This is a genomic window from Glycomyces sp. MUSA5-2 (genome assembly GCF_037034145.1).
GTDB classification, from domain to species: Bacteria; Actinomycetota; Actinomycetes; order Mycobacteriales; family Micromonosporaceae; genus Glycomyces; species Glycomyces artemisiae.
In genome coordinates, this window is sequence record NZ_JBAGKG010000010.1 from 22,739 (window position 1) to 37,145 (window position 14,407).

A 14,407-nucleotide genomic window follows, 5' to 3' on the forward strand; every position below is an offset into this window, starting at 1 on the left:
CGCTCCGCCCCGAAGGCGGTTCCGGGTGCGGTGGATGAGCTTGACTCTATCTATATATGTCGATACCGTGAAGGTTCACGGAAAGTGGCGGCGTTTCCCCGGCATCGCCGCCGTGGCGCATAGGAGCACCATGTCCGACATCGGCAACCGACCACGACGCTCGACTGGCCTCAACCGGCGCAACCTCATTCGAGGCGCGATGGCCGCCGGCGGCCTCGCCGCCCTCGGCGCGGCGGGCGCGGCGTACGCCCAGAACGGCACCCACCCCGGGGCCCTGCACACCCAGGCCGACTTCGACCGGATGAAGCAGCGCGTCTTCGCGAACCAGGCGCCCTGGCTCGCCGGCTGGAACAAGCTCATCGCGAACACCCACTCGCACCCGACGTGGACCCCCAACCCGCAGACCGGGATCTACCGAGGGGAAGGCTGGTCGCAGAACTACCAGATCTTCTACAACGACATCCACGCCGCGTATCAGAACGCGCTGCGCTGGCGGATCACCGGCACCACCGCCCACCGCGACTGCGCGGTGAACATCCTCAACGCCTGGTCCGGCACGCTCGAAGAGATCAACGGCTCGGCCGACCGCTGGCTCGCCTCGGGCATCTACGGCTACCAGGCCGCCAACGCCGCCGAGCTCGTCCGCGACGCGCCCGGCTTCGACCGGTCCCGCTTCCAGTCGATGCTCGCGAACATCTTCTACCCGATGTGCGACCACTTCCTGCGCGTCCACAACGGCGCGTGCATCACCAACTACTGGGCCAACTGGGACCTGTGCAACATGGCCGCCATCATGGCGATCGGCATCTTCAACGACGACCGCGCCAAGTTCAGCCAGGCCGTGGACTACTTCTGGAACGGCGCGGGCAACGGCTCGATCACCAACGCGATCCCGTTCGTCCACAACGCGCAGTACGCCCAGTGGCAGGAGTCCGGCCGCGATCAGGGCCACTCCATGATGGGCATCGGCATGATGGCCACCATCATGGAGATGGCCTGGAACCAGGGCGTCGACCTCTACTCGGCCCGCGACAACGCCTTCGCGAAAGCCGCCGAGTACGTCGCCCGCTACAACCTCGGCTACGACGACCTGCCCTTCACCAAGTACACCTGGGGCACCGGCGTCAACTGCGACTACCGCGAGCACACCACGTTCGGCACCACCGGCCGCGGCCAGACCCGCGCGGTCTGGGAGATGGTCTACGGCCACTACTACAACCGCCGCGGCCGCGCCATGCCCAACGTCGCCGCGATCATCGACCAGGTCCGCCCCGAAGGCGGCGGCGGGGACTACGGCTCCACCTCCGGCGGCTACGACACGCTCGGCTTCGGCACCCTCTGCTACACCCGATAACGACCGGAAGGGGCGGCGCCGCGGCGGCGCCGCCCCGCCGCTCCTACTGCGATCGCAGTACTCCGTGTACTGCGCTGACGCGATGCGCCGCAGCGGGATTCGCGAAACCATAGGCGGTACGTCCACAGGCGCCCGGTTCGCGGGATTCCGACCGCTCCGGCGCGCCGATGCAGAGCAGCAGGAGGATCATGTCCCATCCGAGCCAATCACCCGCGCCGACGGCCGAACTGCCGATGGACCGGTGCCCCTTCGACCCCGATCCCCGCTACCGCGACCTCCGCGAGGACTCCCCGGTCGTCAGGGTCACGACCCCGGCCGGGTTCGACGTCTGGCTGGTCACCCGCTACGACGATGCCCGGCAGGTCCTGGCCGACGGAGCCTCGTTCAGCAATGTCGACGCCAGCTCCTCGCATCTGATGGGGGACAAGGACCAGCTCGGTGCACCGCCGCCTCCCGGCGTGCTCCTGCGCCTCGACGGCGACGAGCACTCCCGCCTGCGGCTGCGGCTCGCCCGCGAGTTCATGGTCAAGCGCGTCGCCCGCCTCGAACCGTTCATCCGGCGCGTCGTCGCCGAGCACCTCGACCGCCTCGCGACCCTCGAAGGCCCCGTCGACCTGTACCGCCAGTTCGGACTGCCGATCCCCGCCCTCATCATCAGCGAACTCCTCGGCGTGCCCGAGGACGACCGCGAGGAGTTCGAGCGCGCCACCGCCTCCCAAGTCGACCTCCGCCTCTCCCTGGAGGAACGCCAGGCCGCCGCGATCGCCAGTGCGGGATTCTTCGCGCGGCTCGTCGAGTCCAAGATCGCCGAGCCCGGCGACGACCTGATCAGCCGCCTCGTCCTCGAACCGGCCGAGCGCCCCCTCGACGCCGCCGAGCTCCAGGGCATCGCCCTCCTCCTGCTCGCCGCCGGGCACGACACCACCGCCAACATGATCACGCTCGGCACCCACGCGCTCCTGGAGCACCCCGACCAGGCCGCCAAGATCGGCGACCCGGCGGTGCTCGACACGGCGGTCGACGAGCTGATCCGGTACCTGTCGATCGTCCACAACGGCGTCCTCCGCAAGGCCGTCGCCGACGTCGTCGTCGGCGGCGTGACCGTGCGCGCGGGCGAACACGTCGCGGTGGTCCTCGAATCCGCGAACCGCGACCCGGGGTTCCTCCCCGACGCCGACCGGCTCGACCTGGAGCGCCGCTCAGCGCATGTGGGCTTCGGCTACGGCGCCCACCAGTGCCTCGGCCAGCACCTGGCACGCCTGGAACTGCGCATCGCACTGCCCGAGCTCTTCCGCCGCGTCCGCGGCCTGCGGGTCGTCACGCCCAAGGACGCGATCCCGTTCAAGAACGACATGGTCGTCTACGGCATCCGCGAGCTCATGGTCGACTGGGACGAGGTGACCGCGTGAAGATCGAGGTCGAGACCGACAAGTGCATTGGCGCCGGCGTGTGCGCCATGGCCGCCCCGGACGTGTTCGACCAGCGCGACGAGGACGGCGTCGTGGTCGTCCTCGAACCGCAACCGGGCGACGACCGGTCGGACGCGGTCCGCGACGCGGCGGCACGGTGCCCCGCGGCGGTGATCCGGCTGAGCGCATGACACGCACGAACGCCGACCGGGTCGTCGTCGTGGGCGCCTCGGTCGGCGGCTCGGCCGTCGTCCAGGCGCTCCGCGCCCGCGGCCATGAAGGGCCGATCACGCTCGTCGGCGAGGAGCCGCACGAACCCTACGAGCGCCCGCCGCTGTCCAAACAGCTGCTGTCGGGCGGCACCGAGCCCGACCGGCTCGCGCTTCATCCAGCCCGAACCTTCGAAGACCTCGGCGTCGAGCGGCACCGCTCCACCCGCGCCGTCGGCCTCGACGTCCCAGGGCGTCGCGTGCACCTGGCCGGAGGCGCTGTCCTCGACTACGGCAAGCTCGTGATCGCCACGGGCGTGACCGCCAAGCGACCGGTCTGGGCCCGCTCGGACGCAGTGCACACGCTTCGCACGCTCGACGACGCCCTCGCCCTGCGCGACGCGCTCGCCCGGTCCCGCCGCGTCGCGGTCGTCGGCGGCGGCGTCCTCGGCTGCGAGATCGCTTCGACCGCAGCGGGAATGGGCCTGGAGGTCATGCTCGCGAGCGCCTCCCCGCTACTGATGGAGGCGAGCCTCGGACGGGACCTCGGCGCCGCGCTGACGGCGCTCCACCAGGAGCGCGGCGTGCGGCTGCGCACCGGCGCGGCCGTTCGGGCGATCGAACCAGGACCAGGACGGGCCGTCCAGGTCCGGTTCGCCGACGGCGAACCGGAACCGGCCGACCTGGTCATAGCCGCGGTCGGCTCGGAACCCGCGACCGACTGGCTGCGCCCCGGTGCCATCCCGCTGGGCGACGGCGTCGAGTGCGCCTCGGACTGCTCGGCGGGACCGGGTGTCTACGCCGTAGGCGACATCGCACGCTGGCACAACGAGCGGTTCGAGACCTCGATGCGCATCGAGCACCACACCAACGCGGTCGACCAGGCGCGGCACGTCGCCGACCGGATCACCTCCGGCGACACGGCCCCGTACACGCCGGTCCCCTACTTCTGGACCGACCAGTTCGGCCTCCGCATCCAGGCCCACGGCCACCTCCGCGGCCACGACGAGGTTCACCTCGTCGAAGGCGACCTCTCCACCGGCCGCCTCGTCGCGATCTACCGCCGCGGAGGCCGCCTCACAGGCGTCGTGACCGTAGGCGCGGCCAAGGCCGCTCGCATCTGGCGCACCCGCGTCGAGGCGCGGACGACTTGGCGCGAGGCGCTCGCCATGGCATGACCGTCGGCGGGCGACGCGAGACCGTCCCCGGGCATCGGCCCGAAGACGGTCCTTTCACGAGTGGTCAGCCGTGCAGGATCGTGACCGTGGTCCAAGTCGTCGTTTCGGTAGCGTGGCCGTCGAGTAGAGCAAGCGGATACCCTGGCACCGCGCCGCCCCCAGGGCGAACCCCGGTGATCCCAGGAGCCGCTCCGGGTCGACCACCCCTGGGGCCGGATGCGGCGCGCTGCGGCCCCAGTCGCCACCGCTATGCGGCGGCGGGGTAGGTCTGTTCGATGCGGTCGCGTTCGGTGTACATCTGCCAGTAGAGGTCGGCGAGCTCGTCGGGGTGGACGACCGGGAAATCGGCGTCGAGCTCGGCGGGAGCGCCGCCTTCCGCGGCCGCTCGGGCGCCCTCGCTGTTGAGAATGAGCGCACCGATGGTGAGGGTGCCCGCGTAGACACCGGAGGCGGCGAGTTCGCCGTGGAGCGAGTACACGTAGTTGCGGATGGCGGCCATGACCGGGCCGGGGCCGCTGAGGTTCGGCATCGGATGTGCCGCGGAAAGACCGGTGGTCATCAGCACGGCGCCGTCGCCGCGCTCGGTCATCTCCGGTGCCACCGCGCGGACCACCTCGACCGGAGTGAGCAGCAGCAGGCGGGACAGGCGTTCCAGGAACGCGGCCTCGAGCTTCACGGCCGGTGTGAACGAGACCTCGCTGCCGAGGGGGCCGTACTCGATGACGTCGATGCGGCCGAAGCGGTCGCGGATCGAATCGACCAGGGCGGGGACCTGTTCCGGTTCGGACAGGTCGGCGGGGAAGGCGGCGGCCTCGACGCCCTCGTCGGCGAGCTGCGCGACAAGCGCTTCAAGCCGGTCCTTGCTGCGGGCCACCAGGGCGACGCGGAACCCCTCGCGGCCGAAGCGGCGGGCGACGGACGTGCCGAGACCGGTACCCGCACCGAAAACGGCGATAACCTTGGACATGATTCCCTCGATTCGAGCTAAAGTTGACAGGCGGTCAAGTTCAGAGCCGAGCCTAGCACCTAACTTGACCGCCTGGTCAACTTGTGTGATCGAATCGTAATGCGACCATGGACGCCCACACCGGCAGAAGGGACCCCGAATGCGCGCCGATGCCCAGCGCAACGCCGACAAACTGCGAGAGGCCGCTGCCGGGCTCTTCCGCGAGCGCGGACTCCAGGTCTCGCTCAAGGAGATCGCCCGCCGCGCAGGGGTCAGCCACGGCACGCTCTACAACCTCTTCGGCAGCCGCGAAGCGCTCATCGACGACGTGATCGCCGACCTCGCCGCGACCACCCTCGGCACTGTCGTGGCCGAAGCGCTCGCCAAGGAGGACGCCTGGGAGGGCTTCACGCACTACATCGAGCGGGTCTGCGAGCTTCAGGTGACCGATCCCGCGATCAGCGACGTGGTCGCCGGCAGCTACCCCGACGCCGAGCGCCTCATGGCCGTCTGCGCGCGGTCCCACGACGACGCCCAGCGCATCATCGAACGCGCTCAACGCGAAGGCGGCCTGCGGCCCGACTTCATCGGCGAGGACCTCATCTTCATCTTCAGCACCAACGCACAGCTCGCCCGCGCCTCCAAGGACGTCGTGCCGGACGCGTGGCGCCGCGGCGTCGCGTTCATGCTCGACGGCCTCCGCACCGAAGCCGCCCACCCCAACCCGACCCCACCGCTCACCCCCGACCAGATGATCGAGGTACTCGGCAACCTCGCCGGAACACGGCAGCCGACCTGATGGGCTTCCTGGGCGCCTCCATCCGCTGCCGGGCAACCGCAACGACTCGGTGGCCTTCGGCGCGTCAGGGCTCGTCCACGCCACCCGCACCGCCACCGTGATCACGCCGCCCCGCGGCGCGCGCTCCGCGGAGGCGATTGTCGGCATCGCCCGTCTTCACAACATAACCCTCGCGGGCTGAAACCTCCGGCCTCCCGCCCAGACCGCACCTCAACAAACGTGCGGGACAACACTTAGCTGTGTCCCCGACAACGCTCCGGTTCGCGGACTCCTCGTCACGAAGGAGTCAGAAGAGCCTGCCGCGCAGCTCGAAGGGTCGTTTCGCTAGACGAGCCGCCGCTTGCGCTGGAGGGCCATGGACTACAGCGATCGACACTCCTCGCCGGGCTGATCGTGGCAAGCGGTGACCCCAGTAGAGGTAAGGAAGGGCCTGTGGTCATGCTCGCCGTCGAGGAACCCGAGTCGTACCAGCATCCCGCCCAATCCCGTCAGCTCGCGCGCGTGCTCCGAGACCGCGCAGAACAGCCCGGATCGAGGCTCTGGGTCTGCTACGCCACCCATAGCCCGATCTTCGTCAACGCCGCCAACGTTGACCAGGTGCGAAGGCTGAGCCGTACCCACGAGCCGAACACCGGGCTCACCCCGACTTCAGTGCTCAGCTTCTCCAAGACCCGCCTTCGCGAGGACCTGAAACGCTGGTGGCCTCAGCGAACGGCAAAGGCAACCTAGTGGTCGCGCACGCGATTCTCGCCCAGCTCGGCATCCCCTCGCTCACCGTGTTCGACTCGGACAGCGGCAACGCCGATCGGCTCCGCAAACGCGGACGGAGCCAGCATGAGATCGACGACGAAGACCGCAAGAACAGCACCCTCAACCGGGCCATCCTTGAGTACCACGGAGTATCGGATCTGTCGGACTATCCCGCAGGACGGCAGAGCCCACATCTGGTCGTCTGGGACGACAACCTCGAACAAGTCCTGCAAGACACCTGGGCCGCTTGGACTCCCACCCACGAGAACCTGCTAGCGGAACTGGGCGAGGGCAAGACCAAGCGCGCTGCCGTCTACCGCCTGACAGCCCGGCGCTGCGAGGGCCAACCCAGCGAGATACTGACCGAGGTGATCACGCTCGCCCGCAGCCTATCCGGGCTCTGAACTGCCCCGTCCGACAAATGAGGCGAGCAAGCAGGAGAACGATGCTCAATCGTTGCCTATTGTTCCGATCTCGCTTGCTTTCCGTTGCCTACCTGCGTGGACGTCAGGGAGGGTCAAAGGCGGTCCAGGCCCAGTATGGACCCGAAGCGGCCCGTCTGTCCAAAAAGGCTCAGGTCCGACGAAGCGGCTGGCCTGTCGTGCTCGCCGACTTCCGGTAGCGTGATCGCTGCCATCAAATCGTAGCCACACGATCACAGCACAGCTGTCGCTTCAGAACCCCTGCTTTCCGCCAACCGACACGTCTCCGTCCGGCCAGATTGATTCGGCGGCGTGTCGCTGCGCCCTGCGCAAAGACAGAAACGGACCCCCATGTCAAGAGCCCCAGCCAAACGCCTGGCCGTCAGAGCCGTCTGCCTCGCGACCATCACGTTCGTGACCGTCGCGATCACCGCTGGAGTCGCCTGGGCGGCCTACACCGACAACATGTACCCCACCCAGTACGCCAACTCCGGCTGCCGCGACGACCCCGACGGCGGCGACGGGCAGATCTCCTGCCGGACGGACAACTCATCGCTCAGCTACTACATGGTCAGCAGTGGCGAATACGAACTGGAACAAGTCGACCGCAACGTCGTCACCGACGTCATGGTCAACGATTTCGCACCCACCGACCTCACGGTGTCGTACGACTCCTCGCCGTCGTTCTCCGGCAGCGCCGAGACCGACATCATTTACCAGGAGGGCTCCACGAACATCTCCAGTTCCGACGGAGTCACCTGGTGCAACAACGCTGCCGGCCCCGACGAATGCGACCAGCAGTACATCCGCATCCGCGGCGCCGGCCACTATGTAAACGGGCTGACGTGCCACGAGACGGGCTACGCAGTGGGCCTGGTCCACGGCAACCAGGCATCACCGCAGAAGAGCAATTCCGATGAGGCGCTCGGCTGCATGGAGACGCCGACCAGCTCGGGTGAAGGACTGCAGGCCAACAACGTCGAGAACATCAACAACACCTACTAGGAGGCCAGATGAGGGCCCGCACCCACATCGCAACCGCGGCCGGCATTATCGCGGCGGCCACCCTCACTGGAGTCGCCGTCGCAGCGTTGAAACGGGCCACTCCTACGTAATGGCGATCCGCAGGGAGGAAAGCCGTGTGTACGACCGACGGCGACCACGCACCCGCCCAATGGCGAGGCCTGGGCGAGGACTCGGAGATCCCCTTCGACGACGCCACGCTCGGGAACGGCGAGTCCGAGGGGAGCGAGCAGAACGTTGAGGCCTTCGCTGCCGATGCCGGACCCGTCCAAGGAGTCGAAGAGATCCTGGCCGGTCAGGACGCTGACGCACTGGTGACGCTTCTCGAAAGCACACCTCCGGACGCGGCCGCGCAGACCGACATCACCGCGCAGACGGCCGCGAATGTCTGCTGACGCCATTAGCCACCACGGTGGCGGGCGCTCGCAGGGCGCCCGCCACCGCGGGCAATGCAACCGGGTAGAAGACGGGTAGAAGATCCGAAAGAAAGATCGCGTCGACCCCGAACGTTCCCCACCGCCGCCCCGTCGAAGTAGTGAGAGCAGGAGGAGACGCGAAATGGCGCGACAGCGCAGATCGAACACCACCGGCCACGGCGCCGAACGGCCCCCGCTGGACCGGATCGAGGACGTCCGACGCGTGCGCGCCGTTCCGGCTCTCAGTGGAGTCGCCTGGACGGAGCTGGAGGACGCAGTACAGGAAGTCCGCCTCAAGCTCCTGCGAACTCAATCCGGTCCGGAGGCGAACCCGATCAGGAACGTCGGCGCATGGATGTCGATAGCAGCCTCCAGAGTCGCCATGGACTGGCACCGCGGCCGCGGCCGCGACCAGGGTCTGCGAGACCGATTGGAGCGTCGCTGGAGCACCTCTCCAGGACACCATCCCCAGTCGGACGTCGACCTGGCATTGACGGTGGCAGAAGGCCTGGAGCAGTTGACGAAGGTCCAGCGCCAGGTCCTCGTTCTGCGATTCTATGAGGACCTTCCGGTCCGGGACATCGCTGCACACCTGGAGATCCCGGAAGGCACCGTCAAGAGCCGGTTGAACGCCGCGTTGGCCGCACTCCGACAGCGTATGAGCGAAATGGAGGCAGACCAGTGATCTCCGATCCCGAACACGAAGACCGTCAGCTGAGAAAGGCCCTGAACATGATCGGTGAAGAAGCCGGACTCGACGCCTCCCTTTCGCGGGCGCGCCGTCGCCGCTGGAAACCCTCCGGCAGCATGATCGCCGCCGCAGTTCTGAGCGCGGCAGTGGTCGTATTCGGAGGCTTCGCCTTGGTAGAAGCGATTTCTGGAGAAGACGAACCAGATCAGGAGGAGGCCGGACAGGCGCTCTCGCGAGCCGAATCGATCGCCTGCTCCACGTTCATCGGTGAAGTCGAGGTGACCGACGTGCGTACTGCGGACGTCCAGGACCGGATCATCCTCGTGGTGACGGTGCTCGACCCGATCGTGCCCGAAGATGCGTCCGGCACCATGGAATTCGACGTTGTCAACCCCGCCGTCGCAGACGAGACTCCCTCGATCGAGCCCGGTGAGCGCCTTCTCATCCAAGTCTACGAGCGCACTGACGAGGCACCCGAGATCTACAGGGCCGACGAGATCGACACCGAGCGAACCCGACTGGAAGACGCCCTGCCCGACGCCGCCGAAACTTCCTGCCCCGCATTCTGGCAAGAGTAACGAGAAGAGCGGATGCCCACAGAAACGCGGCCAGAGTGTTTCAGGCACCGCGGAACCAAGCTTTGAGGGCTTCGAGATCGTGATGAGTGATGCCCTCTGAGGCGTTGACGGGCTGGAGCAGGGTGTGGCCGTGGTGATAGGTGGCAACCCAGTCGGTGCCAGCATCGGTGATCTCATCGTCAACCCAGGCGAACGGGCGTCCGTCGGCCCAAGTGGCCAGGGCGCCTGTCTTCCAGTGCAGGTTGAACCATTGGTCTTCGAGTTCGTTTTCGGCTGATGGTTCCGGCCAGTGCACCACCGGCAATGGAGGCAGTCACGGTCCCATCGATATCGAGAAAGAGGAGTGGCTGCTCGTCATGCTCGGTCATGTCCGGGCCATCGTATTCGCCTGAAATCGAGGGTTGGAATCTCGGGCGTCATTGCTTGGAGTGCAACGGGTTCATTCAAGCGTATTGAATGCTTACTTGAGCAGGCCGGCGACGACGCCGATGGCGGAGACTGCGAGGGCGCAGGTGGCGATCTGTTGGGGTGCGCCGGTGAACCAGCCGCGGGCAGCGGTGCTGAGGGTGTCGAGGCGGGTCAGGGACTTGAAGCGCTGCCATTGGTGCTGGCGGACTTGGCGGCAACCGCCGAGCAGGCCCGAGGAGTTGTTGCGGCAGTATCTTTCGCCGCGGTTCTTCGCTCCGCACCATGTCGGGGCGGCCAGCAGCATCCATACGAAGCAGAGGGCGAAAGCGCCCGAGACCGCGAGTGGACCGACGTCGCGGGCGAAGAGCAGGACTACGGCTCCGGCCAGCAGCAGATAGCCCCAGTAGCGGTACAGGGGTGATTCCTTCTTCCTAGACATGGCAACGGAACGTATCTGATCGACAGCTTGATGTGAACCTGAGTGTCGGGAACCCGACGCTGTCCGGTCATTGGAACCGGACAACAATGACCGCAATATTTGTCCCGTTCCCTTGTCCGGTCGTCTTGGCTGATTCGATTGGCGCGCAGGGAAGTTCCTGCATGTATGGCTTGTAATCGGTCGGTCACTATCTCTAGAATCCGTTGGCATGACCGACATCGAAGACCCGGCCAAGGTCCCGCCGCCGGTGCAGGAACTGGGGCGCCAGCTCGAAGCCGAACGCGTCCGGCGTCGCCCCGGGAGGCCGACGGGCTATCGGAAGAACGAGGTCCCGACGAACATCTGCTCGGCGAAGACGCTGGGCCGCTTGGAGTCCGGGTCGTACCGGGGCGTTAAGGTCGGCACGGTGCTGGAGCTCTTGCGGTTCTATGAGACCCCGCACCAGAAGGTCGACCACATCGCGCGACTGGCCGAGGCAGCCCGGGCTGGTGACTGGTGCTCGGTCTACAGCAACGCCGTCAACGACCGCGGATGGTTCCTCCAGCAGTGCGAGGACGCCGCCACTTTCCTGTGTTACCACTCGCCGCTCGCGATTCCCTCGCTGATCCACAGCGAGGCGTACTACCGGATGATCCGCGGGACCACGTCCGTATCCTTCGATGGCGATATCGACTGGGACGACGGTCTGGAGTTCCGGATGGAGCGACGCGAGCGGTGGATCGAGTCCAGACGAGAAGCACTGCTCCTGATCGGCGAGGCGGCTCTGACCATGGGTCTCGGACCGGACCGGGACCTGATCTTGGCAGACCTGAAGCAGGTCTCCGCGCTGCCGTTCGCAGACGTGCGCATTATGCCGCTCGCGTTGGGGCGCTATGACTTGCAGCCGTGGTCGCTCAACCTCTTCGAGTACGACGGCGAACAGCCGCCGGTGGTCAACGTCGAATCCCCGCGCGGTGGGGGATTCGTGGACGCGAGCACTTCGCAGGGTAAGTTCTTCACAGGCGCGTTCAAGCTCGCGTCTGCCAAGTCGATCACCGCGGAGGAGTTCTTCACATGAGCACCACTGGTCCCTGGCGCAAGTCCAGCCGCAGCGGTGGCAACCAAAACAACAGCTGTGTCGAGGTACGGCTGAGCGACGGTGCCCCACAGGTTTCGGACTCCAAGCTCCCCGAGGACCGTCCGATCGTCACCGTCAGCTCCGCCACCTACACCGGCCTGCTGGCCTGGGTGAAAGACCACGGCTGATGTCCGGTCCGGTCAGGGAGCACCCGCTCAAGGGCGAGTTCGACACCGCGGCCGCCCGGTGGGTCCGCCCGGACGCCGCTGACGGCACCCCCGGTGAACTGGAGCTCGGCTTCGCTGACAACGGCCTGGTCGCCATGCGCCTCGTCGACGACCCCGGCGGGACGATCCTCATCTACACAGCCGATGAATGGGAGGCGTTCGTCGGCGGAGTCCGCGACGGCGAACTCGAACTTGCCGTCCTCGCCGCCGACGCCGAACGCGGCGGCCTCGAATAACACCAAGCGCTCTGACTGCCGCTTGAAGACGCGCCGATGGGACACCACGGCGCGTCTTTCTTGTCCGGTCCAAATGTCGGCCCGCGGTGTCCGGTTGCCGCGAGCGGGTCGGACGCGCACGCCAGAATCAATGCTGGTGCCTGTGTTTATGCAGCTCATAGGCTCATTGGCATGAGCAGCAGACACATCGCCGTCGGGTGTCCCGATCCCGGCGCACTCAACCGAGGCACCTTTAGCGATCAGTACCGTGACTACACCGTGCGCGCCTCCGGGCCGGTCGCGCCGGATTCGTTCCAGGTCTTGACCGGCCCGAGGGGCGACGACGTCGTCCTGGTGGTCTCCGGTCTCAACTCCGGCGACCTGAAAGCCACCTGGGGCGCCTTCTGGCGGGGCCTCAAGCCCCACTCGAAGATCTGGCTCGAGGAGCAGGCGTTCCGCGTCTTCTACCGCGGCGACCTCGCCACAGCCAGGGCGGAGTCGAGCAATGGCTGAACCGACTGCACCCGAGGGCGACCCATACAACCTCCGCTCCGACGGCAAACCCGGCGTCGACGGCTACCTCGGTGACTTCAGCCGCGGCCCAGCGGTCTTCACCCTCTACCGCCTGGGATCGGACCCCGGCCGCGCCCGGAAGATCGTCGACTACCTCCTCGACGTCGACGACGGGGCCGGTCCGCGCGAATGCTGCCGCTTCACCGACGACCCCGAGGACGTCCCCGAGTGGGCCCCGGCCTGGTCCGGCGATCCATGGTGCCCTTGGCTCATGGACCAGTGCTCGATCCTGATCGCAGAGCTTGACACCACCTGACCTTCTCCCTCGCGTTCCGCCGCCGGGCGCCTGAACCCCAGACCGGCCGCGGCACCGACCGGGATGCGGTGGCCGTCTTCGCTTCTCGCGACACCACCGCACTCCCGGAAACGGGGTCGGGCGACCTTTGGTGGAAGACCGCCCGACCCCGCCCCTGCCTCCGTCTATCCCATGGCGCCGTGATCGCGAAGCACTCGTTGGACGCTGCTGACACTGATCCCGAATCGCGCTGCAAGGTCCTTCTGACGGCTGCCGCTCCGGTGGCCGCGGACAATCGTCGCGACGTCATCCGAGGTGAGGCGCTCGTACAACTTCCACGGCCGCCCAGGTCCGGGACTCCGATCCCGGCCAGCGCCGCCGGTTGCGGCTGAGAGGTCGGATACAGTCGTTGCGGGCCGCGACACGGCGGGATTTGCCGCCGGGGCCGCCAATACGGTGGACAGGCGCGAAACCAGGGCCACGACCTGCGGCGGCGGGTTCAAATACGCCGTCCAGACGTGCACACAGTAAAGGCCCTGGTGACAGGGCCTTTCTTGCTGTCCTCATAAGGATGGCGTCCGCATTCGATCGGACCTGACCGAGTCCTCGGGCAGCCAAGAAGCCAGCCATCGGGCCTGCCGATCGCAGCGCAAACGGCGTGACATCATCGGTCTCGGCAGCCTTCGCTGGGTGGTGGAACGCGCGATCGCTCACCTGCACCAGTTCAGGCGCCTCGCTGTTCGCTGGGAGCGCCGGCTTGAGCTGCATGAAGCCTTTGCCACGCTCGCGTCTTCGCTCATATGCTAGCGCCGACACGTTCGTGTGCGCACCTCGCAGGCGACATTCTCGTGACTGGCTAGGCGTTCAGGAGGCCTCGTATGCTGGGAAGATGGACGAACCCCTCGAACCTCGTCTGCGTCTGTTCAGCGAGACGCAGAACTATGACTCGCTGCTCTGGGCCGCGCGAGCGGCCATCGGACTGCCAGTGGCCTCGGTACTGCTGCCGCTGCTCTACATGACGTTCCCTGAGCCCGTGCCGGTCGCGGGAGTCGTGGCGATTCTCGCGATCCCCTGGTTCATCGCCCTCCTCGCTGCGGTTCACGGCATCCGGGGCCTGCTCGGATTTCAACGAGCAGGCCAGCGGGGATGGCGTGAAACCCTGAAAGCTGTGGCACCGATGATCAAGCGCGATCTCCTCGACTTCTCTCGCAACCGGTGATAGTCCTCAGGACCCAACCTCCCCACGGCAGTTCGTCGTGCGCCCTATCAGCAACATCAACCTGCCTGGGGAACGAGACCCGAAACCTTCGAGAAGACCATTGTGGTAGAGGTTCTAAGGGCCAAACGGTGGGCTACCGCGAGGCGATCGAGTTCCGGATCGTTGGCGGCGGCGACGGAAGACGTCGGGCAGTGCAAGTGTCTTGGACGCCGAAATCGCCACAGCATCGCGAGACTCTCGCCTAATACCTTGACCTACC

At 67.0% G+C, this 14,407-nt stretch carries 21 protein-coding genes; 18 read left to right on the forward strand and 3 right to left on the reverse strand.

The window, feature by feature from the left end:
- The first annotated feature begins 130 nt into the window (after positions 1–130).
- The 4 genes from WA640_RS24245 (at position 131) to WA640_RS24260 (ending at position 4,150) form a co-directional block, all read left to right on the forward strand.
- Positions 131–1,354, forward strand: coding sequence for an alginate lyase family protein (locus WA640_RS24245; RefSeq protein ID WP_335991216.1), 1,224 nt, complete (start codon positions 131–133; stop codon positions 1,352–1,354).
- Positions 1,355–1,542: 188 nt separating this feature from the next.
- Positions 1,543–2,763 carry a cytochrome P450 gene (locus WA640_RS24250; RefSeq protein ID WP_335991217.1) on the forward strand — a complete coding sequence of 407 codons (1,221 nt, stop codon included), beginning with the start codon at positions 1,543–1,545 and terminating at the stop codon, positions 2,761–2,763.
- On the forward strand, positions 2,760–2,954 hold the full coding sequence (locus WA640_RS24255; protein WP_335991220.1) for a ferredoxin: 195 nt from the start codon (positions 2,760–2,762) through the stop codon (positions 2,952–2,954). Before WA640_RS24250 ends, WA640_RS24255 begins: the two co-directional genes overlap by 4 nt.
- Positions 2,951–4,150: an NAD(P)/FAD-dependent oxidoreductase gene (locus tag WA640_RS24260; RefSeq protein WP_335991222.1), complete on the forward strand. Its 1,200-nt coding sequence runs from the start codon at positions 2,951–2,953 to the stop codon at positions 4,148–4,150. Before WA640_RS24255 ends, WA640_RS24260 begins: the two co-directional genes overlap by 4 nt.
- Before the next feature lie 247 nt (positions 4,151–4,397).
- Here WA640_RS24260 and WA640_RS24265 read toward each other — a convergent pair whose 3' ends face one another.
- Positions 4,398–5,117 (reverse strand): SDR family NAD(P)-dependent oxidoreductase, encoded by a 720-nt coding sequence (locus tag WA640_RS24265; protein WP_335991224.1) that lies wholly within the window; start codon positions 5,115–5,117, stop codon positions 4,398–4,400.
- Between the two features lie 139 nt (positions 5,118–5,256).
- Here WA640_RS24265 and WA640_RS24270 point away from each other — a divergent pair, with 139 nt between their 5' ends.
- The 7 genes from WA640_RS24270 to WA640_RS24300 all read left to right on the forward strand — a co-directional run bounded on the left by WA640_RS24270 (position 5,257) and on the right by WA640_RS24300 (position 9,775).
- A complete protein-coding gene (locus tag WA640_RS24270; protein WP_335991226.1) occupies positions 5,257–5,895 on the forward strand; it encodes a TetR/AcrR family transcriptional regulator in 639 nt (212 codons plus the stop codon).
- A gap of 345 nt (positions 5,896–6,240) precedes the next feature.
- Positions 6,241–6,624, forward strand: a complete 384-nt coding sequence (locus tag WA640_RS24275) for an AAA family ATPase (RefSeq protein WP_335991453.1) — start codon at positions 6,241–6,243, stop codon at positions 6,622–6,624.
- On the forward strand, positions 6,594–7,049 hold the full coding sequence (locus tag WA640_RS24280; RefSeq protein WP_335991228.1) for a hypothetical protein: 456 nt from the start codon (positions 6,594–6,596) through the stop codon (positions 7,047–7,049). Before WA640_RS24275 ends, WA640_RS24280 begins: the two co-directional genes overlap by 31 nt.
- A 369-nt stretch (positions 7,050–7,418) precedes the next feature.
- The gene (locus WA640_RS24285; protein ID WP_335991229.1) at positions 7,419–8,072 is read left to right on the forward strand and encodes a hypothetical protein; all 654 of its coding nucleotides are present in this window, start codon (positions 7,419–7,421) and stop codon (positions 8,070–8,072) included.
- Positions 8,073–8,206: 134 nt separating this feature from the next.
- Positions 8,207–8,485: a hypothetical protein gene (locus tag WA640_RS24290; protein WP_335991230.1), complete on the forward strand. Its 279-nt coding sequence runs from the start codon at positions 8,207–8,209 to the stop codon at positions 8,483–8,485.
- A 163-nt stretch (positions 8,486–8,648) separates the two neighbouring features.
- Entirely contained in the window at positions 8,649–9,191 is a 543-nt protein-coding gene (locus tag WA640_RS24295; protein WP_335991232.1) for an RNA polymerase sigma factor, read from the forward strand.
- Positions 9,188–9,775, forward strand: coding sequence for a hypothetical protein (locus WA640_RS24300; protein WP_335991234.1), 588 nt, complete (start codon positions 9,188–9,190; stop codon positions 9,773–9,775). Before WA640_RS24295 ends, WA640_RS24300 begins: the two co-directional genes overlap by 4 nt.
- 40 nt (positions 9,776–9,815) lie before the next feature.
- On the opposite strand, the gene WA640_RS24305 is transcribed toward WA640_RS24300, so the two are convergent.
- The gene (locus WA640_RS24305) at positions 9,816–10,079 is read right to left on the reverse strand and encodes a hypothetical protein (protein ID WP_335991236.1); all 264 of its coding nucleotides are present in this window, start codon (positions 10,077–10,079) and stop codon (positions 9,816–9,818) included.
- Positions 10,080–10,235: 156 nt separating this feature from the next.
- Positions 10,236–10,622 carry a hypothetical protein gene (locus tag WA640_RS24310; protein WP_335991239.1) on the reverse strand — a complete coding sequence of 129 codons (387 nt, stop codon included), beginning with the start codon at positions 10,620–10,622 and terminating at the stop codon, positions 10,236–10,238.
- Between the two features lie 208 nt (positions 10,623–10,830).
- Between WA640_RS24310 and WA640_RS24315 the strand changes: the two genes are divergently transcribed.
- The 7 genes from WA640_RS24315 (at position 10,831) to WA640_RS24345 (ending at position 14,148) form a co-directional block, all read left to right on the forward strand.
- On the forward strand, positions 10,831–11,679 hold the full coding sequence (locus WA640_RS24315; protein ID WP_335991241.1) for a Scr1 family TA system antitoxin-like transcriptional regulator: 849 nt from the start codon (positions 10,831–10,833) through the stop codon (positions 11,677–11,679).
- Entirely contained in the window at positions 11,676–11,867 is a 192-nt protein-coding gene (locus tag WA640_RS24320) for a DUF397 domain-containing protein (protein WP_335991243.1), read from the forward strand. The genes WA640_RS24315 and WA640_RS24320 overlap by 4 nt, the downstream gene beginning before the upstream one ends.
- Positions 11,867–12,142 (forward strand): DUF397 domain-containing protein, encoded by a 276-nt coding sequence (locus WA640_RS24325; RefSeq protein ID WP_335991245.1) that lies wholly within the window; start codon positions 11,867–11,869, stop codon positions 12,140–12,142. Before WA640_RS24320 ends, WA640_RS24325 begins: the two co-directional genes overlap by 1 nt.
- A gap of 171 nt (positions 12,143–12,313) precedes the next feature.
- Positions 12,314–12,634: a hypothetical protein gene (locus WA640_RS24330; RefSeq protein ID WP_335991248.1), complete on the forward strand. Its 321-nt coding sequence runs from the start codon at positions 12,314–12,316 to the stop codon at positions 12,632–12,634.
- A complete protein-coding gene (locus WA640_RS24335; protein ID WP_335991251.1) occupies positions 12,627–12,950 on the forward strand; it encodes a hypothetical protein in 324 nt (107 codons plus the stop codon). Before WA640_RS24330 ends, WA640_RS24335 begins: the two co-directional genes overlap by 8 nt.
- A 573-nt stretch (positions 12,951–13,523) precedes the next feature.
- Positions 13,524–13,736 carry a transposase gene (locus tag WA640_RS24340; protein ID WP_335991455.1) on the forward strand — a complete coding sequence of 71 codons (213 nt, stop codon included), beginning with the start codon at positions 13,524–13,526 and terminating at the stop codon, positions 13,734–13,736.
- A gap of 82 nt (positions 13,737–13,818) precedes the next feature.
- Complete coding sequence (locus WA640_RS24345; RefSeq protein ID WP_335991253.1) at positions 13,819–14,148, forward strand: hypothetical protein; 330 nt, start codon at positions 13,819–13,821, stop codon at positions 14,146–14,148.
- Positions 14,149–14,407: the final 259 nt, after the last annotated feature.